Source organism: Rhodococcus sp. LB1, from assembly GCF_001583455.1.
Classification (GTDB): domain Bacteria; phylum Actinomycetota; class Actinomycetes; order Mycobacteriales; family Mycobacteriaceae; genus Rhodococcus_F; species Rhodococcus_F opacus.
On sequence record NZ_LTCZ01000081.1, the window covers coordinates 1 to 24,376 of the forward strand.

At 69.1% G+C, this 24,376-nt stretch carries 22 protein-coding genes and 1 pseudogene; 8 read left to right on the forward strand and 15 right to left on the reverse strand.

Translation table 11 applies throughout. The features are described 5' to 3' along the window. The 5 genes from AZG88_RS14540 to AZG88_RS14560 form a co-directional block, all read right to left on the reverse strand. A partial coding sequence (locus tag AZG88_RS14540) for an acetyl-CoA carboxylase biotin carboxylase subunit (protein WP_061698089.1) occupies window positions 1-1,345 on the reverse strand: 1,345 nt, incomplete at its 3' end. Between the two features lie 8 nt (window positions 1,346-1,353). Beyond that, entirely contained in the window at window positions 1,354-2,952 is a 1,599-nt protein-coding gene (locus tag AZG88_RS14545) for an acyl-CoA carboxylase subunit beta (RefSeq protein ID WP_025433113.1), read from the reverse strand. Next, window positions 2,949-4,097, reverse strand: coding sequence for an acyl-CoA dehydrogenase family protein (locus tag AZG88_RS14550; protein ID WP_005252184.1), 1,149 nt, complete (start codon window positions 4,095-4,097; stop codon window positions 2,949-2,951). The genes AZG88_RS14545 and AZG88_RS14550 overlap by 4 nt, the downstream gene beginning before the upstream one ends. Further along, window positions 4,094-5,800 (reverse strand): acyclic terpene utilization AtuA family protein, encoded by a 1,707-nt coding sequence (locus AZG88_RS14555; RefSeq protein WP_061698090.1) that lies wholly within the window; start codon window positions 5,798-5,800, stop codon window positions 4,094-4,096. Before AZG88_RS14555 ends, AZG88_RS14550 begins: the two co-directional genes overlap by 4 nt. Beyond that, on the reverse strand, window positions 5,797-6,588 hold the full coding sequence (locus AZG88_RS14560) for a TIGR03084 family metal-binding protein (RefSeq protein ID WP_005252180.1): 792 nt from the start codon (window positions 6,586-6,588) through the stop codon (window positions 5,797-5,799). Before AZG88_RS14560 ends, AZG88_RS14555 begins: the two co-directional genes overlap by 4 nt. On the opposite strand from AZG88_RS14560, the gene AZG88_RS14565 reads away from it, so the two are divergent. From AZG88_RS14565 to pepN, 4 genes are read left to right on the forward strand one after another with little or no spacing between them, the layout of a single operon-like run. After that, the gene (locus AZG88_RS14565; RefSeq protein ID WP_257014573.1) at window positions 6,566-7,534 is read left to right on the forward strand and encodes an SDR family oxidoreductase; all 969 of its coding nucleotides are present in this window, start codon (window positions 6,566-6,568) and stop codon (window positions 7,532-7,534) included. The two genes, AZG88_RS14560 and AZG88_RS14565, sit on opposite strands and share 23 nt — an antisense overlap. 57 nt (window positions 7,535-7,591) lie before the next feature. Further along, entirely contained in the window at window positions 7,592-8,392 is an 801-nt protein-coding gene (locus tag AZG88_RS14570) for a crotonase/enoyl-CoA hydratase family protein (protein WP_005252176.1), read from the forward strand. Between the two features lie 19 nt (window positions 8,393-8,411). Next, the gene (locus tag AZG88_RS14575) at window positions 8,412-9,266 is read left to right on the forward strand and encodes an EamA family transporter (protein ID WP_005252174.1); all 855 of its coding nucleotides are present in this window, start codon (window positions 8,412-8,414) and stop codon (window positions 9,264-9,266) included. A 37-nt stretch (window positions 9,267-9,303) separates the two neighbouring features. Continuing rightward, window positions 9,304-11,814 (forward strand): aminopeptidase N, encoded by a 2,511-nt coding sequence (gene pepN / locus AZG88_RS14580; RefSeq protein WP_061698092.1) that lies wholly within the window; start codon window positions 9,304-9,306, stop codon window positions 11,812-11,814. Here pepN and AZG88_RS14585 read toward each other — a convergent pair. Continuing rightward, window positions 11,804-13,276 carry an FAD-dependent oxidoreductase gene (locus AZG88_RS14585; protein WP_082833313.1) on the reverse strand — a complete coding sequence of 491 codons (1,473 nt, stop codon included), beginning with the start codon at window positions 13,274-13,276 and terminating at the stop codon, window positions 11,804-11,806. The two genes, pepN and AZG88_RS14585, sit on opposite strands and share 11 nt — an antisense overlap. A gap of 76 nt (window positions 13,277-13,352) precedes the next feature. Here AZG88_RS14585 and AZG88_RS14590 point away from each other — a divergent pair, with 76 nt between their 5' ends. Beyond that, entirely contained in the window at window positions 13,353-13,913 is a 561-nt protein-coding gene (locus AZG88_RS14590; RefSeq protein WP_061698093.1) for a TetR/AcrR family transcriptional regulator, read from the forward strand. Between the two features lie 2 nt (window positions 13,914-13,915). Here the strand turns inward: AZG88_RS14590 and AZG88_RS14595 are convergent, their stop codons facing one another. Beyond that, the gene (locus AZG88_RS14595) at window positions 13,916-14,221 is read right to left on the reverse strand and encodes a hypothetical protein (RefSeq protein ID WP_005258203.1); all 306 of its coding nucleotides are present in this window, start codon (window positions 14,219-14,221) and stop codon (window positions 13,916-13,918) included. Window positions 14,222-14,303: 82 nt separating this feature from the next. Then, on the reverse strand, window positions 14,304-15,506 hold the full coding sequence (locus AZG88_RS14600; RefSeq protein ID WP_005252163.1) for an adenylate/guanylate cyclase domain-containing protein: 1,203 nt from the start codon (window positions 15,504-15,506) through the stop codon (window positions 14,304-14,306). A gap of 90 nt (window positions 15,507-15,596) precedes the next feature. On the opposite strand from AZG88_RS14600, the gene AZG88_RS14605 reads away from it, so the two are divergent. Genes AZG88_RS14605 through AZG88_RS14615 form a run of 3 tightly spaced genes read left to right on the forward strand, consistent with a single transcriptional unit; the run spans window position 15,597 to window position 17,569 of the window. Further along, on the forward strand, window positions 15,597-16,160 hold the full coding sequence (locus tag AZG88_RS14605; RefSeq protein WP_005252161.1) for a TetR/AcrR family transcriptional regulator: 564 nt from the start codon (window positions 15,597-15,599) through the stop codon (window positions 16,158-16,160). 4 nt (window positions 16,161-16,164) lie between these two features. After that, a complete protein-coding gene (locus AZG88_RS14610; protein ID WP_005252159.1) occupies window positions 16,165-16,593 on the forward strand; it encodes a PaaI family thioesterase in 429 nt (142 codons plus the stop codon). A gap of 31 nt (window positions 16,594-16,624) precedes the next feature. Continuing rightward, window positions 16,625-17,569 carry a serine/threonine dehydratase gene (locus tag AZG88_RS14615; RefSeq protein ID WP_005252157.1) on the forward strand — a complete coding sequence of 315 codons (945 nt, stop codon included), beginning with the start codon at window positions 16,625-16,627 and terminating at the stop codon, window positions 17,567-17,569. Between the two features lie 12 nt (window positions 17,570-17,581). Here AZG88_RS14615 and AZG88_RS14620 read toward each other — a convergent pair whose 3' ends face one another. From AZG88_RS14620 to AZG88_RS14650, 7 genes and pseudogenes are all read right to left on the reverse strand, one after another. Continuing rightward, entirely contained in the window at window positions 17,582-18,559 is a 978-nt protein-coding gene (locus AZG88_RS14620; protein ID WP_061044593.1) for a pirin family protein, read from the reverse strand. A gap of 19 nt (window positions 18,560-18,578) precedes the next feature. Next, a complete protein-coding gene (locus AZG88_RS14625) occupies window positions 18,579-19,025 on the reverse strand; it encodes a MarR family winged helix-turn-helix transcriptional regulator (RefSeq protein ID WP_061698094.1) in 447 nt (148 codons plus the stop codon). Beyond that, entirely contained in the window at window positions 19,009-20,106 is a 1,098-nt protein-coding gene (locus tag AZG88_RS14630; protein ID WP_061698095.1) for an LLM class flavin-dependent oxidoreductase, read from the reverse strand. The genes AZG88_RS14625 and AZG88_RS14630 overlap by 17 nt, the downstream gene beginning before the upstream one ends. 145 nt (window positions 20,107-20,251) lie before the next feature. Continuing rightward, window positions 20,252-21,781 carry a DHA2 family efflux MFS transporter permease subunit gene (locus AZG88_RS14635; RefSeq protein ID WP_061698096.1) on the reverse strand — a complete coding sequence of 510 codons (1,530 nt, stop codon included), beginning with the start codon at window positions 21,779-21,781 and terminating at the stop codon, window positions 20,252-20,254. Continuing rightward, window positions 21,778-22,248 carry a MarR family winged helix-turn-helix transcriptional regulator gene (locus tag AZG88_RS14640; protein WP_005252148.1) on the reverse strand — a complete coding sequence of 157 codons (471 nt, stop codon included), beginning with the start codon at window positions 22,246-22,248 and terminating at the stop codon, window positions 21,778-21,780. The genes AZG88_RS14635 and AZG88_RS14640 overlap by 4 nt, the downstream gene beginning before the upstream one ends. 107 nt (window positions 22,249-22,355) lie before the next feature. Then, entirely contained in the window at window positions 22,356-23,321 is a 966-nt protein-coding gene (locus tag AZG88_RS14645) for an NADPH:quinone oxidoreductase family protein (RefSeq protein ID WP_005252146.1), read from the reverse strand. A gap of 37 nt (window positions 23,322-23,358) precedes the next feature. Then, window positions 23,359-24,376: pseudogene (locus AZG88_RS14650) on the reverse strand (ferredoxin); the annotation flags it as partial.

The window sequence follows — 24,376 nt, forward strand, 5'->3', positions numbered from 1 at the left end:
GCACGTCCAGCCCGTGCGTGTCGAAGAAGGCGGTGTCCGTGTCGCCGGCGAGGAATGCCGGGTGACGGAGCACGTTGACGAGGAGGTCGCGGTTGGTGCGCAGTCCGTGGATCTGCGCACGGCTCAGGGCCGTGGCCAGACGGGTGGCCGCCTGCGTGCGGGTGGGCGCGAACGAGATGACCTTCGCCAGCATCGGGTCGTAGTGCACGCCGACGCTGGATCCGTCGACCACGCCGGAGTCGAGGCGGATGCCCGGGGTGCGGAGAACGTCGAATTCGACCGCGTTCTCGGGTAGATCCAGGCGGTGGACCGGTCCGCTCTGCGGCTGCCAGTTCTGCGCCGGATCCTCGGCGTACAGCCGGACCTCGATGGAATGGCCGGACACCGCCGGCGACTCGGCGTCGAGCGCGTGCCCGTTCGCCACCTGCAGTTGCAGGTCCACGAGGTCGAGGCCGGTGGTGCATTCGGTGACCGGGTGTTCCACCTGCAGCCGGGTGTTCATCTCGAGGAAATAGAAGTCACCCTTGTGGTCGGCCAGGAACTCGACCGTCCCCGCACCCTCGTAGTCGATGGCCTTCGCCGCGAGCCGGGCGGCCTCGAACAGTCGCTCGCGCATCCCGGGGACGGCTTCGACCAACGGTGACGGCGCCTCTTCCACCACCTTCTGGTGCCGCCGCTGGATGGAGCATTCACGCTCCCCCACCGCCCAGACGGTTCCCTGCCGGTCGGCCATCACCTGGACCTCGATGTGCCTGCCCGTTTCCAGGTAGCGCTCGCAGAACACGGTCGGGTCACCGAAGGCCGATTGCGCTTCGCGGCGGGCGCCTTCCAGTTGTTCCGGGAGGTCCGCGAGCTCACGCACGACACGCATGCCGCGTCCGCCGCCGCCTGCGGACGCCTTGACGAGAACGGGCAGGTCCGCTTCGGTGACGGCGCCCGGGTCGAGTTCGGCCAGCACCGGGACTCCGGCGGCGGCCATCATCTTCTTGGACTCCACCTTCGAACCCATCATCTCGATGGCGGGCGCGGGCGGCCCGATCCACGTCAGCCCCGCGTCGTGGACGGCGCGCGCGAAGTCCGCATTCTCGGAGAGGAACCCGTAGCCGGGGTGGATGGCATCGGCGCCGGCGAGCAGTGCCGCCTCGATGACGAGGTCACCGCGCAGGTACGTGTCGGCGGGACTGTTGCCCGGCAACCGGACCGCGGTGTCGGCCTCGGCGACGTGGGGGCTGAGGGCGTCGGCGTCCGAGAACACGGCGACGGTCCCGATGCCTGCGCGGCGGCAGGTGGCGAAGACGCGGCGGGCGATCTCACCGCGATTGGCAACCAGTACGGACTGGATCATTTCGGGCCTCACATCCGGAAGACGCCGAAGTTCTCGGCGCCTTCGATCGGGGCGTTGGCAATGGCCGACAGGCACATTCCCACCACGGTTCGGGTGTCGCGCGGGTCGATCACGCCGTCGTCGTAGAGGCGACCGGACAGGAACATCGGCACGGATTCCGCCTCGATCTGGTTCTCGATCATGGCGCGCATGCCGGCGTCGGCCTCTTCGTCGAACGCCTGCCCGCGGGCTTCGGCGGAGGCGCGGCTGACGATGGAGATGACACCGGCCAGCTGCGCCCCGCCCATGACCGCGGATTTGGAACTGGGCCAGGCGAACAGGAAGCGCGGGTCGAAGGCGCGTCCGCACATGCCGTAGTGACCGGCGCCGTAGGACGCGCCGAGCAGGATCGAGATGTGCGGGACGGTGGAGTTGGAGACGGCGTTGATCATCATCGAACCGTGCTTGATCATCCCGCCCTCCTCGTACTCCTTGCCCACCATGTATCCGGTCGTGTTGTGCAGGAACAACAGTGGGGTGTGCGAGCGGTTGGCGAGCTGGATGAACTGGGTCGCCTTCTGCGATTCCTCGCTGAACAGCACACCGCGCGCGTTGGCGAGGATGCCCACCGGATATCCGTGCAGCTCGGCCCAGCCCGTGACGAGTGACGATCCGTACATCGGCTTGAACTCGTCGAAATCGGAGCCGTCGACGATGCGGGCGATCACCTCGCGGGGATCGAACGGGATCTTGAGGTCGGCGGGGACGATGCCGAGCAGTTCCTCGGGGTCCGCGAGCGGTTCGATGACCTCGGCCCGCGGCGCGGGACCCTGCTTCTTCCAGTTCAGGCGCTTGACGATGCTGCGGCCGATCCGGATGGCGTCCTGCTCGTCGACCGCGAAGTAGTCGGCGAGGCCCGACTTGCGGGCATGCATCTCGGCACCGCCGAGGGTTTCGTCGTCGGATTCCTCACCGGTGGCCATCTTCACGAGGGGCGGTCCGGCGAGGAACACCTTGGATCGTTCCTTGATCATGACGACGTGATCGGACATGCCCGGGATGTACGCGCCGCCCGCCGTCGAGTTGCCGAAGACGAGGGCAATGGTCGGGATACCCGCGGCGGAGAGCTGGGTGAGGTCGCGGAACATGCGGCCACCGGGTATGAACACTTCCTTCTGGGTGGGAAGGTCCGCGCCGCCGGATTCCACGAGGGAGATGACGGGGAGCCGGTTCTGCCGGGCGATGTCGTTGGCGCGGAATCCCTTCCGCAACGTCCACGGGTTGCTGGTGCCGCCGCGGACCGTCGGGTCGTTGGCGACGATCAGGCACTCGACGCCTTCCACCACACCGATGCCGACGACGGTGCTGGCGCCGACCGGGAAGTCGCTGCCCCACGCCGCGAGCGGGCACAGTTCGAGGAACGGCGAGTCGGGGTCGAGGAGCAGTTCGATGCGCTCCCGGGCGAGGAGCTTGCCGCGCTTCTTGTGCCGCTCGGTGTACTTCTCGCCGCCGCCCGCGAGCGCCTTGGCGTGCTCGGTGTCGATCTCGGCGAGCTTGTCCGTCATGGCCTTCGCCGCCGCGGCGTACTCTTCGGAACCCGTGTCCAGCGTGGACTTCAACGTGGTCATGACTGATACCCCAATCGCTTGGCCGCGAGCCCCGTCAGGATCTCGGTGGTACCGCCACCGATTCCGAGGATGCGCATGTCGCGGTACTGCCGTTCCACTTCGCTCTCCCGCATGTAGCCGAGGCCGCCGAACAGCTGGACGGCCTGGTTGGCCACCCACTCGCCCGACTCGACGGCGGTGTTCTTCGCGAAGCAGACCTCCGCGATGAAGTCCTCGTTCGACACGAGCGAACGCTCCACCAGCGCTCTGGTGTAGACGCGGGCCACGTCGGTCTTGCGCGCCATCTCCGTGACCGTGTTCTGCACCGACTGCCTGCTGATCAGCGGACGGCCGAACGTCTCGCGGTCGCGCACCCACTGCAGCGTGAGGTCGAGGCACCGTTGCGCGCTCGAATAAGCCTGCGCGGCGAGGGCGATGCGCTCGGTGAGGAACGCCTGGGCGATCTGCGCGAACCCGCTGTTCTCCTCGCCGACCAGATTTGCGGCGGGCACCCGGGCGTCGACGAACGACAACTCGGCCGTGTCCGACGCACGCCAGCCCATCTTGTCGAGTTTGCGTGCCACCTCGAATCCCGGTGTGCCCTTCTCGATCACGAGCAGGGAGACCCCGGACGCGCCGGGACCGCCGGTGCGGACGGCGGTGACCACGAAGTCGGCCCGGACAGCGGACGTGATGAACGTCTTGGATCCGTTGACGACGAAGTGGTCGCCGTCGCGGACCGCGGTGGTCCGCAGATGCCCGACGTCGGAACCGCCGCCGGGTTCGGTGATGGCGAGCGAGCCGATGAGCTCGCCGCGCAGGGTGGGGCGGACCCACTTCTCGATCTGCTCCGGGTCACCGGCCGCCGCGAGGTGCGGCAGCGCGATTCCCGACGTGAACAGGGAAGCGAACGCGCCACCCGATGCACCCGCCTGGTGGAATTCCTCGCAGATCAGCACCGCGTCGACGAGGTCTCCGCCGTCACCCCCGACGGATTCGGGGAAACCGGCGCCGAGCAGACCCAGCTCGGCGGCCTCCCGGTGCAGCGCGCGGGGCAGTTCGCCGTCGCGCTCCCACTCGTCCAGGTGCGGCAGTATCTGTCGTTCGACGAAGCTGCGCACCGTCTTGCGCAGTTCCTGCCGCTCGGGTGTGTCCCACACGCTCACAACGTTGTCCCTTCGGGAAGGAGTGCTTCCGGTATGTCGACGTGCCGGGATCTCAGCCATTCGCCGAGACCCTTGGCCTGCGGGTCGAACCGGGCCTGGGACGCGACGCCCTGCCCGAGGATTCCCTCGATCACGAAGTTGACGGCGCGCAGTTTCGGCAGCACGTATCTCGTGACGGTGAGGCCGGCGGCCTCCGGGAGAAGGCGCTTCAGTTCGTCGACGGTCAGCGCGTGGGCCAGCCACCGCCACTGCTCGTCGGTGCGCACCCACACACCGACGTTCGCGTTGCCGCCCTTGTCGCCGCTGCGCGCTCCGGCGACGGTCCCGAGCGCCACCCGCACCGTGGGTTCGGCGCCCCGCGGCTCCGGGAGCGCGGGTTCGGCGACGTCCTCGAGTTCCCGGACGTCGGTGGCGGGTTCGATGTCGACGCGCGTTCCGTCCGGCAGCACCGCGACGTGCGGCACCTCCTTGGCGTACACGTATCCCGGGGTGAATACGCCGTAGGGCTGCCCCTGCCCGGGTGGCGCCGTCAGCGTGAATCCGGGGTAGCTCGCCAGTGCCATTTCGACTGCGACGGAGGAGAAGCCGCGTCCGACGGCGTTGGCGTCCGAATCCCGGACCACGCAGCGCAGCAGCGCGCTCGCGGCCTCCTCGGTGTCGGCGTCCGGGTGATCGGTGCGGGCGAGCGACCAGTCGAGTTCGGCCGGCCGGGTGGGAAGCCACCCCTCGAGCTGCCGCTTCACCAGGGCCGCCTTGGCCTCGATGTCGAGGCCGGTGAGGACGAACACGGCCTCGTTGCGGAAACCCGCGAGCGTGTTCAGCGACACCTTGAGCTGCGGCGGCGGCGCCTCCCCGACGACGCCACCGATGCGCACGCGGTCCGGGCCGTCCTGCGACAGTGCAGCGGAATCGATTCGCGCGGTCACGTCGGGACCGGCGTAGCGGCCACCCGTGATCTCGTACAGCAACTGCGCGGTGACGGTGCCGACGTTCACGGCGCCACCGGTCCCGGGGTGTTTGGTGATGACGGACGATCCGTCCGAGTCGATCTCGGCGATCGGGAATCCGGCACGGTCGAGGTCGTCGATCTCGGTGAAGAACGCGTAGTTGCCGCCCGTCGCCTGGGTGCCGCACTCGATGACGTGCCCGGCCACCACGGCGCCGGCGAGCTGATCGAAGGCGTCTCGCCGCCAGCGGAAGTGTGCGGCCGCCGGGCCCACGATCACGGACGCGTCGGTGACCCGCCCGGTGACGACGACGTCGGCGCCGGCGTTCAGGCAGTCGACGATGCCCCACGCGCCGAGGTAGGCGTTGGCGGTCAGCGGGTTGCCCAGCCCCAGTTCGGCAGCCCGGCCGATCAGGTCGTCGCCTTCGACGTGGGCGATCGTCGCCTGCAACCCCAGCTTGTCGTTGACCTCCCGCAACGCGTCCGCGAGACCGGCCGGGTTGAGCCCGCCGGCGTTGGCGACGATGCGGACACCCTTGTCCAGGGCCAGCCCGAGGCAGTCCTCCGCCTGACGGAGGAACGTCTTCGCGTAGCCGCGATTCGGGTCCTTCATGCGGTCGCGGCCGAGGATCAGCATGGTGAGTTCAGCGAGGTAGTCGCCGGTCAGATAGTCGAGTTCGCCGCCCTCGAGCATCTCGCGCATCGCCGACAGCCGGTCGCCGTAGAAGCCGGAGCAGTTGCCGATCCGCACGGTCATCGGGTTTCCGCCTCACGGCCGCCGCCCGCGGGGCCCGCGAAGGCCTGAGCGATGTTCAGCCACGCGTCCGCATCCGCGCCGGTGGCCTCGAGAGCGAGATCGGCTCGGTTCGCGCGCTGGGTGACGAGGAGGCAGAAGTCCTCGGCGGGTCCGGTGACCTTCTGCGCGGCGTCCTCAGGGCCCCACGTCCAGACGGACACTCCGTCGGGGGCGGTGAGTTCGACGCGGAACTCCTCCGCGGGTGGGGCGAGTTCGTTGACGGCGTAGGCGAAGTCGCGGGTGCGGACACCGAGGTGGGCGATGCTCTTCAACCGCTCGGTGGGTGTGCGCGGCACCGAGAGAGCGTCGGCGACGTCCTGACCGTGCGCCCACGTCTCCATCAGGCGGGCGGTGGCCATCGAGGCCGCCTTCATCGGCGGGCCGTACCAGAGGATCTTCTGTCCCGGCGGCACCGCCAGGAGGGCCTCCGCGAGTCGAGCCCGGGCCGAGCGCCAGGCGGCGAGCAGTTCCGTGGGTTCCCTGCGGGCGTGCTCCTCGGCGCCGGCGTCGACGAAGCCGGCGGGGTTCGAGGCGGCCACCGTCAGTTGCTCGGTGAAGCCGTCGGGGTCGGTGATCGCCAGGAGGGCGGCCTCGTCGGTCCACAGCAGATGTCCGATCTGGTGGGCGATGGTCCAGCCCTCGGCCGGTGTGGGATCGGCCCAGCGGGAGTCGGGGAGGTCGGCGACCAGGGCATCCAGCGAATCGCTCTCGGCGCACAAGTCATCGATGAACCTCTGCAGTTCAGCCATGCGACCAGCATCACACCGGCCCGATAAAAAAGCAAGCACGATTGATTGTTATTTGGCTGCGGATCGTCCGGCGAGCTGCCACGCTGGTCACGTGATACGACAGTTGCTCACCCATGCCGCGCTCAACCCACTCCCCTCCCCGCGCGCACTGGCCGCCCGAGTCGTACCGGGAACCGGCCACCGCATCGCCGGGAAGCGGATCCTCGTCACCGGTGGTTCCTCGGGGGTCGGTGAAGCGGCCGCACGCCGGCTCGCCGCCCTCGGCGCGGAGGTCGTCCTCGTGGCCCGCGGCTCCGACGCCCTCGCGTCCGTGCGCGACGACATCCTGCGGTCCGGTTGCGACGCGCACGCCGTCCCCTGCGACCTCACGGACCCGGAGTCCGTCGACGCCCTCGTCGCGCAGGTGCTCGGGGAGATCGGCCCCGTCGACGTTCTCGTCAACAACGCCGGACGCTCGATCCGGCGGACGGTCGAGGACTCGCTGGACCGCTTCCACGACTTCGAACGCACCATGGCCGTCAACTACTTCGGCTCGACGCGGCTGACCCTCGCGTTGCTCCCGTCGATGATCGAGCGCCGCAAGGGCCACATCATCAACGTCGCGACGTGGGGCGTACCTGCCGGCGTCATGCCCAAGTTCTCCGCCTACCACGCGTCCAAGGCAGCCGTCGGCGCGTTCGGCCGGAGCCTGGGCGCCGAACTGCGCGACCGCGGAATCTCCGTGAGCACCCTGGACTTTCCCTTGGTCCGGACGCCGATGATCGCGCCCACCGCGGACTACGACGCGATGGCAGCCCTGACGCCCGAGCAGGCGGCGGAATGGTTCGTCACCGCCGTGCGCACCCGGCCGATCGAACTGCTCCCCAGTTACGCCGAACTGTTCCGGGTGCTCGGCACGTTCGCGCCGTCCGCCACCGACGCACTGGTACGGCGCACCGGCATCTGAGCGCAATGACAGACTGGGACGGTCTCGAATCCGCGCTCACACCCGAGGGAGTCGTCCATGACCGACGCCGTGCTCACCACCCGCGAAGGCGACATCGTCACCTGGACGCTCAACCGTCCGGAGGCGCGCAACCCGATCTCCGAGCCGGACGTGATCGAGGCGCTCGAGAATGCGGTGGCCGACGTCAACGGTGATCCCAGCGTGCGCGTCGCGATCGTCACCGGTGCGGGTTCGGCGTTCTCCTCCGGCGGCAACGTCAAGCACATGCGCGACCGCGCCGGAATGTTCGGCGGCTCCCCCGCCGACCTGCGACAGGGTTACCGGCACGGCATCCAGCGCATCCCGCTGGCCCTGTACCACTGCGAGGTGCCGACCATCGCCGCCGTCAACGGACCCGCGATCGGCGCCGGATGCGACCTGTCGCTGATGTGCGACATGCGGATCGCCTCCACGGCCGCCGTGTTCGCGGAGAGCTTCGTCAAGGTCGGACTCGTTCCCGGCGACGGCGGCGCCTGGTTCCTGCCGCAGGCCGTCGGGATGGCGCGGGCCAGCGAGATGGCGTTCACCGGCGACGCGATCGACGCCGCGAAAGCCCTGGAGTGGGGACTCGTCTCGCAGGTCACCGAACCCGAAGAACTCCTCGGCGCGGCACGGGCGCTCGCCGACCGGGTGGCGGTCAATCCGCCGCAGGTGCTGCGGATGACCAAGAAGCTGCTGCGCGAAGGCCGTCACCAGAGCCTCGAGAGCCTCCTCGAACTGTCGGCGGCCATGCAGTCGCTCGCCCATCACACCGCGGACCATCACGAGGCGGTCGGTGCGATGCTCGATCGCCGCAGCCCCAACTTCACCGGCCAGTGAACCCGGGCATCGCACACCGGTGACAGCCGAGCCGCGCAGTCAGCTTCTTCCCGTCGTCTCGGTCCTCGGATCGGTGCTCTCCGTCCAGTTCGGCGCCGCCTTCGCTAGCACCCTGTTCGAGGAAGTGGGCGCCAGTGGTGCGGTGTCGCTGCGACTGACGATCGCGGCGATCATCCTCGGGGTGATCGTGCGGCCGCGGTGGCGACGGTGGACACGAACGCAGCGCGAGGGCATCCTCGCACTCGGAGTGGCGCTCGCCGTGATGAATTCGGCGTTCTACGAGGCCCTCGCGCGGCTCCCACTCGGCACCGCCGTCACCATCGAATTCCTGGGTCCGCTCACCCTCGCCGCCGTGCTGTCGCGAAGACTGCGGGACGGTGTGTGGGTGCTGGCAGCGCTGACCGGCGTGGTCATGCTCGGCCTGCGCGAGAACTCGGGCACCGAGTCCCTCGACCTCGTGGGGGTGTGTTTCGCGCTCACCGCAGGCGCGGCGTGGGCCGGCTACATCGTCGCCGGCTCGAACCTCGCGGCCACGGTTCCCAGCGCGGACGGCCTCGCCGGAGCGAGCATCGTCGCGGCGGCCCTGACGCTTCCGCTCGGCGCGGTGTCCGGCGGCACCGCACTGTTCGACCCCCGAATCCTGGCCGTCGGTGCGGCGGTGGCCCTGCTGTCCTCGGTGATTCCGTACTCGCTAGAGCTACGGGCGCTGCAGGTGATGAGCAAGAAGGTGTTCGCCGTGCTCATCGCGCTGGAACCGGCGGCCGCGACCCTCGCCGGGGTGATCGTGCTCGGGCAGGTACTCGGACTGCAGTCGCTGGCCGCGATCGCGCTCGTCGTCGCGGCCGGCGTCGGCTCCGTCCTGAGCAACCGGTAGCGGCACGGCCGGCGGGCCGGGCTGGCAGGATCGACGCGTGAGCACCGCGAACCTGACCCGAGCCGAAACCGCCGAACGTTCCCGTGTGATCGACGTTCTCGGCTATCGGGTGGAACTGGACGTACTCGGCGCCGTCGACCCGGAGGCCGGGACGTTCGCGACCACCACGACCGTCGAGTTCGCCGCCCGCACGTCCACGACCTGGCTCGACTTCCTCGGCGCCGATGTGGAGTCGGTGACGGTCAACGGCGCCGACGTCCCCGTCGACTACGACGGCGCCCGCATCGCGGTGTCCGGGCTGCGTGAATCCAACGTCGTGACCGTCGCCGCCCGGGGCGAGTACAGCCGTTCCGGTGAGGGTCTGCACCGGTTTCTCGACCCGGCGGACGGGCAGACGTACCTCTACACGCAGTACGAACCGGCGGACGCGCGGCGGGTGTTCGCGTGCTTCGAACAGCCGGACCTGAAGGCGCCGTTCACGTTCGTCGTCACCGCGCCGCGGGAGTGGGAGGTGGTCTCCAACCAGCAGGTCGCCGAACGGGAGGACACCGCCGGCGGCCAGGTGGTCACGTTCGCCCCGACACTGCCGATCTCCACCTACATCACCACGGTCGTGGCCGGGCCCTACCACCGGGTCGACTCGGAGTGGTGCGGCGGCGACCTCACGATCCCGCTGGGCGTCCTCTGCCGGGCCTCGCTCGCGCAGTACCTCGACGCCGACACGATCTTCGAGATCACCCGGCAGGGGCTGGGGTTCTTCACGGACGGTTTCGACTACCCCTACCCGTTCGGCAAGTACGACCAGGTGTTCGTCCCCGAGTACAACCTCGGCGCCATGGAGAACCCCGGCTGCGTGACGTTCACCGAGGCGTACGTGTTCCGCGGCGCCGCCACCGACTCCCAGTACGAGGGCCGGGCGAACACGATCCTGCACGAGATGGCCCACATGTGGTTCGGCGACCTCGTCACGATGGTGTGGTGGGACGACCTGTGGCTCAAGGAATCGTTCGCCGACTACATGGGCGCACTGGCCAACGCGGAGGCCACCCGGTGGACCGACGCGTGGGTGGCCTTCGCCAACCGCCGCAAGGCGTGGGCGTACCTGCAGGACCAGTTGCCGACGACGCATCCGATCGTCGCAGACATCGTCGACCTCGAGGCTGCGAAACTGAACTTCGACGGCATCACGTACGCGAAGGGCGCCAGCGTCCTCAAGCAACTCGTCGCGTACGCGGGACGTGACGCGTTCTTCGAGGGGGCGCGCCGCTACTTCCGCGCCCACGCCTTCGGGAACACCACCCTGAAGGATCTGCTGACGGAACTGTCGGCCACGTCGGGCCGGGACCTGACGAGGTGGGCGCGCGCCTGGTTGCAGACGACCGGCGTGTCCGCACTGAGCCTGCAACGGGACGCCGACGGGCGCGCCGCGATCGTGCAGACCGATCCGCGTCCGCACCGGCTCGGCGTCGGGCGCTACGACTTCGACGGGACCGGCGACCTCGTGTGCGTGCAACGGGTCGAGGTCGACCTCGCCGACGCCCGCACCCCGATCGACCTCGCCGACGCGCCGCTCGTGTTGCTCAACGACGCCGACCTGACGTACGCGAAAGTGCGGCTGGACAACCGATCGCTGACCACCGTCGAGACCTCTCTCGACCGGCTGCGGGACCCGCTGGCGCGCGGCCTGATCTGGTCGTCGCTGTGGAACGCGACCCGCGACAGCGACCTGGGCGCCATGCGCTATCTGTCGATGGCCCGGAGGTTCTCACCGGCGGAGGCGCACCTGACCCTCCTCACCTCCGTGCTGGCCAACGCCCCGTACGCGATCGAGCACTTCCTCCCCGAGCCCTCGCGCGACACCGCCCGTCTCGACTGGCTCGAGCACACCTGGCGCACGTTGTGGGACGCCCCGGCGGCTTCGGGAAGCCAACTCGCCTGGGCACGTGCGGTTGCCGGCGCCGCTGCGATGGACGGCAGTCGCGCGGCCGACATCCGGTCGATCCTCGAGGCCGGCGGGCCGGTACCGACCGGGCTGGCCCTCGACCCGGATCTGCGCTGGGGGTTCTGGGGCGCGCTCGCCGCCACCGGACACGCCGACGACGCGGACCTCGACGGTGAGCTGCGCCGCGACGACACCGGTTCCGGCCGCACCGCGTACCTGCGGGCGAGTTTCTCGCGACCGGACCCGGACGTGAAGGCGAAGGCCTGGGAATCGATTTTCCACGACCGCACCCTGTCCAACGAACATCTCGGCGCGATCATCGCCGGGTTCCGCGCAGGCGCCCGGCACGACCTCGTCGAGGGGTACGCCGCCGGCTACTTCGCCTCGATCCGTCCGGTGTGGGAGGAGCGCAGTATCGAAATCGCGCGGCGGATCGTGGTCGGGCTCTTCCCGTCCGAGACGACACTCGACGCGGCGGACGGATGGCTCGGCACCAACGCCGACGCGCCCGCCGCGCTACGACGGCTGGTGCTCGAGCAACGGGATCACCTCGCCCGGGATCTGCGAGCGCAGGCGTTCAACAGCCGTTCGGACGTCACCGGCTGACCGGCCGGGCACCGTTCGACGTGCGGGCCGTCCACCGTTCCAGGACACCCCGCCACAGGCCGGACCTACTGTCGCCCGCCCAGGCGATGTAGCCGTCGGGGCGCACGAGCAATGCGGGTCCGTCGTCGCTCCGGGTCACCGCGTGGACATCGCCGGGGACAGAAGCCCCGGGCTCGGTGACCAGGACGAAACCGCCCGAGCGCATCACCTCGTACAGCCGCCCGGCGTCGGTGGGCAGGTCTTCGGCGCGTCGGCCGCCCAGGGCGCTCTCGCCGGCGCCGTGGCCGTACCCGATTCCGATTCCCGAGAACATCCGGGCGACCGCGTCGCCGATCGGCGGGAAGGAGAGAAGCGCCGCCACTGCCCCGTTCCGGAGTTTCCGCAGGATCCACGGCCGGATGATCATCATGCGCATCGTGGCACCGCTCGACCGCAGAACCAGCCGGCCCACCGGGTGCCGCTCGGAGTGGTAGGTGTCGAGCACCGCGTCGTCCGCGCCGTCCAGGACGGCCGCGAGTTTCCAGCCGAGATTGACGGCGTCCTGAATGCCGGTGTTCATGCCCTGCCCACCTGCAGGCGAATGCACGTGGGCTGCATCGCCGGCGAGAAACACCCGGCCCGTCCGGTACTGCGGAACCTGCCGTTCGTCGCTGTGGAATCGCGACTGCCAGCGCACGTCGCCGAGACAGTAGTCCGTGCCCATCGCGACTTCGATGGTGCTGCGCAGTTCCTCCCGGTCCACGGGCGCGGTGTCGTCCACCTGATGCCGCCGATTCCAGGCGATCACCCGAAACAGGTTGTCGCCGTAGGGCGCGATGAACGCGAATCCGTCGCGGACGGCGTTGACGGTCACGAGATTGTCCGGTGGGTTCTCGAGTTCGACGTCGGCGAGCATGATCGACCGCAGCACGGCCTTGCCGGGGAACGGTTGCCCGATCATCGTCCGGACCGCGCTGTGCGCGCCGTCCGCACCGACCGCATATGTCGCGTGGAACGTGCTGCCACGACCCGAACCGTCGTGGCCGTGAACGCGGACGCCGTTTCCGTCCTGCTCCACCCCGGTCACGGTGAAACCACGGACGATGGCGGCGCCGCGGTCCCGAGCGTGCTCCTCCAGGAGAGCGTCGACGTTCCGCTGCGGAGTCACGAGGACGAACGGGAACCGGGACCGCAGACGCCCGAGGTTCAGCGCTGCACCGCGCCACAACTTCAGACCGGGTGAGGCGGCGCCGGTGGCCACGAGCCGGTCGGCGAGGCCGCGCGCGTCGAGCAGTTCGAGGGTGCGGGCATGGACGCCGAATGCGCGACTGAGGGTGGACGGCGCGGCGCGCTTGTCCAGCACCGTCACCGACCGGCCCGCCGCCGACAACTCGCCCGCGAGCATGCATCCCGTGGGTCCCGCGCCGATCACCACCACGTCGATGTGCTTCATGACGCTGCCTCCGATCGAAAGATGGTCCATCAAGTCAACAACTGTTGACTTCTACGGTAGGCGCATCCCCACGCCAGGTCAACAGCTGTTGACTTACACTTGCGGAATGCCCGAACGTCGCGCCCGCTCCGCCGTCGCCACCCGCGCCGCGATACTCGACGCCGCCCGCGCCCGGTTCGGAACCGACGGCTACGAACGCACGACGATGCGCGCCATCGCATCGGATGTGGGCGTCGACCCCGCACTGGTGGTCCGGTACTTCAGCACCAAGGAATCACTGTTCGCCGAGGCCGCCGAATTCGATCTGCACCTGCCCGACCTCCACGACGTGCCCGTCGAGGACCTCGCGAGCGTGCTGATGCCACGCTTCTTCGCGGTGTGGGAGAACGACGGTGCGTTCCTCCCCCTCCTCCGCGCGGCGGCGACCAGCCCGCGCGCCGCCGAGGCGATGTTGCAGGTCTTCGCCCGCCAGGTGGCGCCCGCGCTCGCCGTGGTCGCGGCGGACCGCGCGGACGAGCGTGCGGCCCTCGTCGGGTCGCAGGTCCTCGGACTCGCCTTCTCCCGCTACATACTCCGGGTGCCGCCCGTGGCGGACATGACGCACGAACAGCTGATGCGCTGGGTCGGGCCCGTGCTCGAGTACTACCTCACGACAGAACCGCGGTAGCCCTACCGGTGATGCCTGCCGCCGTTCAGCATCCAGCGGGCGTCGAGCTCGCTCGTGCTGCGGCGGTGCCGCCTGATGGTGAACGACGTGATCGGCAACCGCTCGACGACGCTCGCCTCGGCACGCGGATCGCCCGCGATCCCCTGTTCCAGAACCGAATACGCGGTGTGGTTGACCGAATGCACGGCCAGCCGGAGGGCGTCGAGCGCCGTCGGTCGCGGCCCGAACGCGGCGAGCGTGTGACCGCCGTCCACCGCAGTTTCGACCACCGCGTAGAAATGCCAGTCTGCGCCCGAATCGCCAGTCATGATGCGCCTCACTCGATGTGCTTCTGTGAGCTGTGCCATCACGGTATCGCGAGGGTACGACACGTTTTCGGAGCCGCGCCGCTCAGGCGACGGACCGGCGGCCGATCCCGAAGAGCTCCTGGGGGGCATCGATTCCCTTGAGCCGGTGACTGCCCGCCGGTTCGCCCCAGAACTCGTCGGTGTCGAGTTCGTCGTAGAACTCGCCGGTCACGACCACCTCGTGGGACGGTGCGACCGCGACGACGCGGCTGGCCATGTTGACGGGCCTGCCGAACCAGTCGCCCGCACTGGGCACGGCCGTGCCCCAGGCGATCCCGGCCCGCAACGGCGGAAGCCCCTCGGTGCGCGCGGCCTGCACGAGATCGAGCGCGGTGTACGCCAGCGCGTTGGGATCGGGCGAGACCAACATGACGGCGTCCCCGATCGTCTTCACCAGACGCACCGGCGCCAGCGCCAGATCGGTGGCCAGCCCGTCGAGCCGCTCGGCCACCCGCCCCAGATCGGCGGGCGCCACCTGCTCACCGAGCAGCGTGAATCCGACGAGGTCGGCGAAACAGACGCCGATCTCCTGCGCACCCCGAACCTGCAGGTTCGAGTCCCTGGCGATGCCCACCGCATCGGACCTCAACTGGTGGCGCAGAGTGGTGGCGATGAGGTGAGCCAGGATCTGCGCCTCGAAATCCGCGATGCGACGCACCTCCACCGCGTACCGCAGGGCCACCTCGGGGTGATCGCGCGTCGCCTCGAGTCGCTCCTGCAGCAGCGCGTCCGCGGCGTCGGCGACCGTCCAGAGGTTGCGGCCGAGGACCCGCGCGGCCGCGAAAATTCCGCTCTCGTCGAGCCCCAGGTCCCGGTACTGCTTGAGTCCGCGTGCGAGGTCGAGGTCGCCGTCGTCGTAGAACGTCCCGTCCTCCGACGCACCCCGGCCGATCGCCCGGAACCACCGCCGGGTGTCCTCCACGGTGACGCCGGCCTTCCGGGAGATCTCGTCGATGCCGTACCGCCCCTTCGGCGACAGCGCGTGCTCGAGCAGCAGGTGCGCGAGGCGATCGTCCCGCGAGGCGACGCGGAGTTCGTCGATCGACACCCCGTCCTCGATCAGGGTGTTCAGCACCCCCATGCGCGCAGAACGATCCGACCCGCTGAGTCCGTCGAGGAGGCCGGCGGCCTCGAACTCGTGGAGTTGCGTCGGTGGCGGACCCGGGCGTCGGAGCGGGCGAGGCGGCGGGGACACCAGACGTCCCGTTCGGGGCGTGATCCGTCGGGGCTGTCGCGGGATGCGCACGTCCTCATCGTCCCAGGAACGACGTCGCCCATCGCCGTAATCCTGCGAACTCACCTTCCCCCGTGACCATGACCGAACTATATTCGGTATGTGCCGATTCAAAGTCTGTTGCTGGACGCGGCGGAGGGACATTTCGCCCGCCGCGGCGTCCTCGCGACCCGGCTCGCCGACATCCGGCACGAGGCCGGTGTCAGTGTGGGAGCCGTCTACCACCACTTCCCGAACAAGGAAGAGCTGTATCTCCAGGTCTGGCTACGCGCGCTCGCCGACTATCAGGACGGATTCCGGGCCGCACTCTCGGAATGCGCCGACGCCCGGTCCGGGGTGGAAGGCGCCGTGGTCCGCCACCTGCAGTGGGTGTCCGGCAACCCGCAGCGGGCCACCATCCTCGCCGCACCCCGGCCCCCGGGCATCGACGAGCGGGCCGATTCCACCAACGCGGCGTTCTTCCGCGACGTCACCCACTGGTGGCGGGTCCACGAACACTACGGAACGGTCCGCCGGTTCGACTTCGACGTGCTCTACGCGTTGTGGCTGGGACCGGCTCAGGAGTACTCACGCCAGTGGCTCGCGGGCGCCATGACCACCGACCCCACCGCGGTGGCGCCCGAACTGGCGCGCGCCGCGTGGAACTCGCTACGGAACCAGGAGTAGAGGCATGACAGTGGACGTCGCACTCACCGCCGACACCGCGCAAGCCGTGCTGGCGGCCCAGCCGTTCAGCGTGCTCGTCGGCGCCCGCATGACGCAGTTCGGGGAGGGCGGCGCCACCCTCGAGATCCCCGTCCGGGACGAACTCCGCCAACAGAACGGCTTCGTGCACGGCGGTGTCCTGTCGTACGCCGCCGACAACGCTCTGACGTTCGCCGCAGGCACCGTGCTCGGCGCGAACATCATGACCGCGGGCTTCACGATCACCTACCTCCGCCCCGCCCAGGGCGTGCTGCTGCGGGCGGACGCCCGAGCCGACGCCTCGACCCGGCGCCAGGCGTTGTGCCGGTGCGACATCTACGCGGTGCAGGACGACGGCTCGGAGGTACTGTGCGCCGCCGCCCAGGGCACGGCGACGGTCAAGCAGCCGCGGTAGTCGCGGCCGCACGGGATGGAACGATGGGACCATGGCTCACTCCGTCGATCGCGCATCCGTGGACAGGGCGCGTGAGCGCATCACCGGCCTGATCCGCAGGACACCCACGTTCCGTGCCACGGTCCCCACCGTGCACGGCCCCGTACCGGTGATCTTCAAACTCGAGTTCCTGCAGTACGGTGGCTCGTTCAAGGTGCGGGGCAGCCTCAACGCGCTGCTCCACGCCGAGGAGGACGGGCGGCTCGACGATGCGGGCGTCGTCATCGCGTCCGGCGGGAACGCCGCCATCGGAGCGGCCTGGGCGTCGCGGCTGCGGGGCGTGAAGTGCACGGTGGTCGTCCCCGTCACGGCACCCGACGTCAAGATCGACAAGCTGATCGCGCTCGGCGCGGACGTGCGCAAGGTCGGTGCTCGATACGCCGAGGCGGCCGAGTACGCGGAGGAACTCGCGACGTCCTCGAACGCCCTCGCCCTGCACGCCTACGATCTCCCCGACATCGTCGCCGGGGCGGGCACCATCGCACTCGAGATCCAGGACGACGTCGCCGAGCCGCTGTCCTACGTGATCGCCGTCGGCGGCGGCGGACTGCTCTCCGGTGTCGTCGCAGGCAGCGGCGAGGACGACAGCATCTACGGCGTGGAACCGAGCGGAGCGGCGACGCTGCACTCCGCGGTCGCCGCCCGGCAGCCCGTGGACATCGACATCGACAGCATCGCCGGCGATTCCCTCGGCGCCACCAAGATCGGTTCCATCGCCTGGGAGACCGTCCGGTCGCGGCCCGTGTCCAGCCTGATCGTCGACGACGACGCCCTCATCGACGCGCGAACGCTGCTGTGGGAGGAGTTCCGGATCGTCGTCGAGCACGGCACCGCCGCGGCGCTCGCCGCGATCGTCACCGGACAGCTCGCCCCCGCCGACGACAAGCCGCTCTGCGTGGTGCTCTGCGGCGCCAACACGTCGATGACCAGCTACTGATTCACAGATGTCTCAGCCGCGCGGTTTCAGCCGGCTGTTCGGCAGTTCGGGTGCGGGCAGCGGATCGCCGTCGTAGCCCTCGACGGTGCCGAACCGGGGGTCGGCGGGCGCCGCTCCCCGGAGCTCGGACTGCCACTCGCGGCGGTAGCCGACGATGTCCTCGTGGCTGCGGCCGAGGAAGTTCCACCACATGATCACCTGCTCGCCCAGCGGCTCACCGCCGAGCAGCAGCAGCCGGGCCCGGGTTCCGCCCGTATTGCGCAGCGCCACCAGCGATTCCCCGGGCGGCTGATAGCCGAGTTCCGCCCACCGCAGCGTGGTCCCCCGCAGCTGCACCTCACCCTCGTCGACGAGCACCCCGACCTCGAAGCCCCGCTCGATGTCGAGCGTGACGTCCGCACCCGGCTCCAGAAGGATCTCGGCGCCGAGCAGCGGCGTGAAAGTGCGGACCGGTGACGTCGAGCCCGCCGTGCTCCCGAGGAACACCCGCACGGTCGCGCCGTCCAGTTCGACCGGATCGGGTGCGTACGTCTCGAACGCCGGATCCGCGTCCTGCGCCGACGCCGGCAACGCCACCCACAGCTGCGCGCCGTGCAGGATGCGCGTCTGCGGTGTCGAGACCTCGGAGTGCGCGATCCCCCGACCCGCGGTCATCAGGTTGAGCTCACCGGGACGCACCATCGCGTGCGAACCGATGCTGTCGCGGTGTTCGATCTCGCCGGTGAACAGCCAGCTCACCGTCTGCAGTCCCGTGTGCGGGTGCGGCGGCACGTTCATCCCGCCCGTTTTCCCGACGTCGTCCGGACCGTAGTGGTCGGCGAAGCACCAGGCTCCGATCAGCGACCGTTCCCGCTGTGGGAGGGTGCGCCGGACCGGCATCGCGCGGGGACCGCCGAGCGGGACCTCGCGCGCGCCGAGCACCTGGATGCCCCCGCCGTCGGGGTGCGACTCGCACCGCTCTTCCACCGAATTCGTCTCCAGATTGCTCACTGCTCCATCGTGCCTTCCGTCAGTCCTGTGCGCCGCGCAGTTTCGCGCAGAGTTCGGTGAGTGTGTCGAGTTCGTCGTCGGACAGTGCCGGGCCGACGTGCCGCCGGATGCTCGCCGCGTGCCTGCGTCCGACGGACTTCTGCACGCGCGCACCCTCGTCCGTCAGGACGACGACGGTCCCCCGGCGGTCGCCGGGATCGCACTCCCGCGTGACGAATCCGGAGCCGGACAGCCGCTCGACGAGCCGGCTCAGCGACGGTTGGCTGAGCAGGATCTCCCGGTTGAGATCGTGCAGGCGCAGTCTGTGTCCGGGTGCCCGGGCCAGGGTGAACAGCACGTCGTATTCGCGCATGCTCAGCTCGTCCCACACGTCGTCTGCGGCGAGGTTGCGCATCACCGCGACCTGGGCGCGGAAGAGAGCCTCCCACGCCTCGGCCGCTCGTTCGGTCCTACTGACGGGCGGCATCGACCGGCTCGCGATCGGCCTTCGTCGACGCGTGCGTCGGCGGGTTGTCCGGCACGCCCGCAGGTCGCCGGGCGGCGAACTCCTTGCGCAGCACGGGCACGACCTCGCCGCCGAGCAGATCCAGCTGCTCCAGCACCGTCTTCAGGGGAAGCCCCGCATGGTCGACGAGGAACAACTGCCGCTGGTAGTCGCCGAAGAAGTCGGCGAACGTCAGGGTCTTCTCGATCACCTGCTCCGGTGTGCCGACGGTCAGCGGGGTCTGATCGGTGAAGTCCTCGAGACTCGGCCCGTGGCCGTAGACCGGGGCGTTGTCGAAGTAGGGCCGGAACTCGTCGACGGCGTCCTTGGCGTTCCTACGCATGAACACCTGCCCGCCCAGTCCGACGATCGCCTGGTCCGCGCGGCCGTGACCGTAGTGCTCGTACCGTTCGCGGTAGAGGTTGATCAGGGCGATGTAGTGCTCCTTGGGCCAGAAGATGTTGTTGGCGAAGAAGCCGTCACCGTGGAACGCCGCGATCTCGGCGATCTCCGGGCTGCGGATCGAGCCGTGCCACACGAAGGGCGGGATGCCGTCGAGCGGACGCGGGGTCGACGTGAAGCCCTGCAGCGGGGTGCGGAACTGCCCCTGCCAGTCCACGACGTCCTCGTCCCACAGCCGGCGGAGCAGCCGGTAGTGCTCGAGCGCCAGCGGAATCCCCTGGCGGATGTCCTGACCGAACCACGGGTAGACGGGGGCCGTGTTTCCGCGACCCATCATGAGATCCACCCGGCCGTCCGCGAGGTGCTGCAGCATCGCGTAGTCCTCGGCGATCTTCACCGGGTCGTTGGTGGTGATCAGCGTCGTGGACGTCGACAGGATGATCTTCTCGGTCTGCGCTGCGAGGTAGCCGAGCATGGTGGTCGGGGACGACGGCACGAACGGCGGGTTGTGATGCTCGCCGGTGGCGAACACGTCGAGCCCGACGGCCTCCGCATGCTTGGCGATGGTCGTCATCGCCTTGATGCGCTCGTGCTCGGTGGGGATGCGGCCGGTGGTGGGATCGGGGGTCACGTCGCCGACGGTGAAGATTCCGAACTGCATAGCTGTTCCTCTCGCGCCAGAACTCCATGCGTTTGCATGAACCTATTGCAACATTCAACCACTTCGCCCTATTCCGGAAACGGCCGAGGGCGGCAAGCGCAGTGCGCTTGCCGCCCTCGGCGACGTTCGGATCGAACGAGCCCGATCAGTGCATCATGACCGTCGGGGCACCTTCGGCCTCGAGCTGCGGGTTGACCGACTTCTTGCGCGGCAGCAGGAACGCCGGGATGAGTGTCAACGCGATCAGCACGGTGGCGACCAGGAACGTGTTGCCGAACGCATCGGCGGCCTGACTCAGGACCTGGTCCACCATCCCGGGAGGCTCCTGTGCGGCAACCTCGGGCACGTGCTGCATCGCGACCGTCTGGCTGTCGAGACCGCGATCGAGCAGCTGGTTGGTGAGGACCACCGACATGACCGCGGTACCGATCGAGCCTGCGGTTTGCTGGACGATGTTCATGAGGGTCGAACCACGCGCGACCTGATCGTTGGAGAGCGTCACGATCGCGGCGGTCATCAGCGGCATCATCGTGCAGCCCATGCCCATGCCCATCACGAACAGGGCACCCATCAGCAGCCACGTCGGCGAGTCCGCCGCAACCTGGGTGAAGGTACCCAGACCGATCAGGATCAGCGGCAGACCCGTCAGCACGATCTTGCCGGGGCCGATCTTGTCGACGAGTCGTCCGGCCACGGGCATGGTCAGCATCGCACCGATACCCTGCGGAGCCATCAGCAGACCGGCGGCGAGCGTGGTGTGCCCGCCGACCTGGATGAAGTAGCTGGGGAACAGCAGACCGGCACCCATGAACGCGACGATGAACAGCGAAGTCGTGATGACGGCGACCGACAGTTGCCGGTTCTCGAACAGGTGCAGGTCGATCAGCGGGTGATCCTTGCGCAGCGCGTGGAACACGAACGCGATGATCAGCGCCAGGCCGACCGCACCGGGCACGAGCACGCGGGCCGCGGCGACCGTGCCCACCTCGGGGATCGACGACACACCGAACAGGAACAGAGCCAGGCCGGGCGAGAGCAGCAGCATGCCGAGGAAGTCGAAGGACTCGGAGGGCGAGGCCTTGTCGGACGGCAGGATGATGAACGCGGCAGTGAGGGCGACGATCCCGATCGGCACGTTGATCAGGAAGATCCAGTGCCAGCTCGCCGCCTCGATCAGCCAGCCACCGAGGATCGGGCCGCCGATGGGGCCGAGCAGCATGGGGATACCGAGAACCGCCATGACCCGGCCGACACGGTCGGGTCCGGCCGCCTTCGTCATGATCGTCATGCCGAGCGGCATCAGCATGCCGCCGCCGAGGCCCTGCAGGACGCGGAAGCCGATGAGCGACGTGATGTCCCACGCGAAGCTACACAGCACCGAGCCGAGGACGAACAGCACGAGCGCCGTCATGTAGAGGCGCTTGGTGCCGAATCGGTCGGCCGCCCACCCGGTGACGGGGATGACCGTGGCCAGGGCGAGCGTGTACGCGGTCATCGTCCATGCGACGGTGGCGTACGTGGTGTCGAACTCCGTGGCGAACGTCGGCAACGCGACGCTGACGACGGTCACGTCGAGGATCGACATGATGGCACCGAGCACCACCACGGACGCGATCTTGAGGACCGTGCCGTCGAGCTTGTCGGGCGCCGCGTTCGCGGCGGTCGGCGATGTCATCCGAGTATCTCCTGGTTGAGTTCTCGCAGGGACTCCCCCGCGAGGATCGGTTGTAGTGCCTCGATCAGCCGAGTCCGCTCGATCTCCGGAACCCGCCATGCGAACCGTCGCAACTGATCACGCTTGCATTCGATGTGCTGGGTAGCGACCTTATGTCCGGCCTCCGACAAGGAGACCCGCTTGACCCGCCGGTCGCGTTCGTCCTCCCGGCGAACGACCAGACCCAGTTTCACGAGTTGATCGACGTTCCTACCCGCTGCGGCCACCGAGAGCCGCAACCGCTCGGCCACCTCGTTGATCGGAAGTGGCTCACTGTGCTGAACCAGCGCGAAGAGCATGCGCACCTGCGAGAACGTGAGGTCCAGCTCGATGAGGTTGTCCATCGACTCCGACTCCCCCGCACTCAACAGTTGGGTGAAGAAATCGTTGAGTAGTTCGAAGAGAAGATCAGGAGATTTGTCGGGCACCCTCGAATGCTAGCGCTCATGCAACTATTGCCCAAGGGCAACTATGGCGCAACCGAATAAATGGTGTCAGGTATCACATTCCCCGGCGGCACCCTCGACCTGCGGGTTCAGTCCTGGACGAGCACCGCTTTGCCCAGCACGAGGCCCGCCTCGAGATCGCGCAGTGCGTCCGCGGCCCGCTCGAGCGGATACCGGGACGTGACCACGGGACGCAGTCCGCGCTCCACGTGCCGGATCAACGCGGCATGCACCTCCTCCAGCGCATTCGGTTCGGTCCGGATGAACTCACCCCAGGCCGCACCCACGATGCTGATGTTGCGGAACAGCACCCGGTTCACCTTCACCTCGGGGATCGCCCCGCCCGCGAAACCGATCACGACCAGCCGGCCTTCCGGGGCCAGCACCCGGACGGCCTCGTCGAACGCGCCGCCGCCGACCGGATCGACCACGATCTGCGCGCCCCGGCCGCCGGTCAGCTCACGGACCCGGGCGCCCCAGCCGTCGTCTAGGCGGACGACCTCGTCGGCCCCCAGTTCGCGCAGGAAGTCGTCGGCCCCGTCCCGGCGCACCACCGCGATCACGCTGGCGCCGTGCGCCTTGGCCAGCTGGATGGTGGACGTCCCCACCCCACCCGCCGCGCCGAGGACGACGACGGTTTCGCCTGCGCGCAGCCGAGCCCGGCGCTCCAGCGCGAATTCCATCGTCTGGTAGTTGATGATCAGCGACGCCGCTTCGTCGAAATCCAGGGTCGACGGGATGGGCAGCACCTGTGCCGGGGGCACCGCGACCCGTTCGGCGTAACCGCCGACCTGCGACGCCGCGAGAACACGTCGACCGGGCTCGAATCCGCTGCCGGCCGGTGCCGACACCACGACACCCGCGACTTCGGCACCGGGAACGAACGGCAACCCGGGGCCCAGCTGATATTTGCCGTAGCTGATCAGCAGGTCGGGGAAGCACACACCGCTGGCCTTGACGTCGATCAGGACGAGTCCGTCGGCCGCTGGTTCGGGAATGTCCTGCAGCGTCATGCCGCCCGGCCCCGACAGCTCCGTCACCACCACTGCGCGCATGCTCGAAACATTAGACGCGCAGGGGTGGCGACAGGCGTCAACGAGCGAACAGCCGCTTCCGCCTGCGGGCGACCGACACCAGCTCGACCTTGTCGGTCATCTTCACGCGGGGCCGGCCGGATCCCGCCGCGCGGCCGGTCTCCGCCTTGTCGATCGCACGCCAGCCGGGGAAGCCGATCTGTTCCGGCTGGCGCCGCTCGATCAGCTTCTTCACGTCCTTGCGGGTGCCGACCGTCCCGAGGAGCTTTCCGGCCTCGAAATCCGCGAGCAGCGACGACACCGTCTCCTTCGCGCATGCCTTGTTGGTGCCGATGACGCCGCTGGGACCGCGCTTGATCCATCCGGTCACGTACACCCGGTCGGTGACCCGGCCGTGCTCGTTGGGGATCACGCCACGCTTCTCGTCGAACGCGACACCGCCGACGGGATTGCCGCGGTACCCGATGGAGCGCAGCACGAGCGAGGTGTCCAGCGAGCCCTCCTCGCCCCGAGCCCGGGCGGACATCGCACCGGACTCGTCGACCACGAGTTCGTTGCGTCCGTAGCGCAGGGCCTCGGCCTTGCCGGATCCGGTGACCTCGAGCGGCGACGTCAGGTAGCGGAACACGATTCGCTTGTGACCGGGCCGCGGGGCACGCTGCGCGAACTCCCGCGCCAGCCGGACCTTCATCGCGGTGGCCGGATCGTCCAGCAGTGCCTCACTGGCCGGGTCGAGGTCGAGGTCGGCGTCGTCGATGACGACGTCCACGTTCCCGAGGTCGCCGAGCGCCAGGAACTCGGGGTTGCTGTAGGCGGCCTGCGCGGGCCCGCGGCGGCCGAGGAGCACGACCTCGTCGATGTTGCTGCGCCGCAGCGCGGCGAGGGCGTGATCGGCGATGTCCGTCCGCTCCAGCTCCTCGACGTTCATCGTGAGGATGCGGGCCACGTCGAGCGCGACGTTACCGTTGCCGACGATCACCGCGCGCTTCGCGGACAGGTCGAACGTGCGCTCCGCGTAGTCCGGGTGGCCGTTGTACCAGGCCACGAACTCGGTGGCGGCGTGCACGCCGGGGAGG

Excerpts from the sequence above, each read along its gene's own strand:
- AZG88_RS14635 (WP_061698096.1), bottom strand. The coding sequence starts at position 21,781 with ATGACATCGCCGACCGCCGCGAACGCGGCGCCCGACAAGCTCGACGGC.
- AZG88_RS14645 (WP_005252146.1), bottom strand. The coding sequence starts at position 23,321 with ATGCGCGCAGTGGTGGTGACGGAGCTGTCGGGGCCGGGCGGCATGACG.
- AZG88_RS14570 (WP_005252176.1), top strand. The coding sequence starts at position 7,592 with ATGACCGACGCCGTGCTCACCACCCGCGAAGGCGACATCGTCACCTGG.
- AZG88_RS14555 (WP_061698090.1), bottom strand. The coding sequence starts at position 5,800 with ATGACCGTGCGGATCGGCAACTGCTCCGGCTTCTACGGCGACCGGCTG.
- AZG88_RS14610 (WP_005252159.1), top strand. The coding sequence starts at position 16,165 with ATGACAGTGGACGTCGCACTCACCGCCGACACCGCGCAAGCCGTGCTG.
- AZG88_RS14625 (WP_061698094.1), bottom strand. The coding sequence starts at position 19,025 with ATGCCGCCCGTCAGTAGGACCGAACGAGCGGCCGAGGCGTGGGAGGCT.
- AZG88_RS14585 (WP_082833313.1), bottom strand. The coding sequence starts at position 13,276 with ATGGACCATCTTTCGATCGGAGGCAGCGTCATGAAGCACATCGACGTG.
- AZG88_RS14630 (WP_061698095.1), bottom strand. The coding sequence starts at position 20,106 with ATGCAGTTCGGAATCTTCACCGTCGGCGACGTGACCCCCGATCCCACC.
- AZG88_RS14560 (WP_005252180.1), bottom strand. The coding sequence starts at position 6,588 with ATGGCTGAACTGCAGAGGTTCATCGATGACTTGTGCGCCGAGAGCGAT.
- AZG88_RS14615 (WP_005252157.1), top strand. The coding sequence starts at position 16,625 with ATGGCTCACTCCGTCGATCGCGCATCCGTGGACAGGGCGCGTGAGCGC.
- AZG88_RS14595 (WP_005258203.1), bottom strand. The coding sequence starts at position 14,221 with ATGACTGGCGATTCGGGCGCAGACTGGCATTTCTACGCGGTGGTCGAA.
- AZG88_RS14590 (WP_061698093.1), top strand. The coding sequence starts at position 13,353 with ATGCCCGAACGTCGCGCCCGCTCCGCCGTCGCCACCCGCGCCGCGATA.
- AZG88_RS14565 (WP_257014573.1), top strand. The coding sequence starts at position 6,566 with ATGAACCTCTGCAGTTCAGCCATGCGACCAGCATCACACCGGCCCGAT.
- AZG88_RS14545 (WP_025433113.1), bottom strand. The coding sequence starts at position 2,952 with ATGACCACGTTGAAGTCCACGCTGGACACGGGTTCCGAAGAGTACGCC.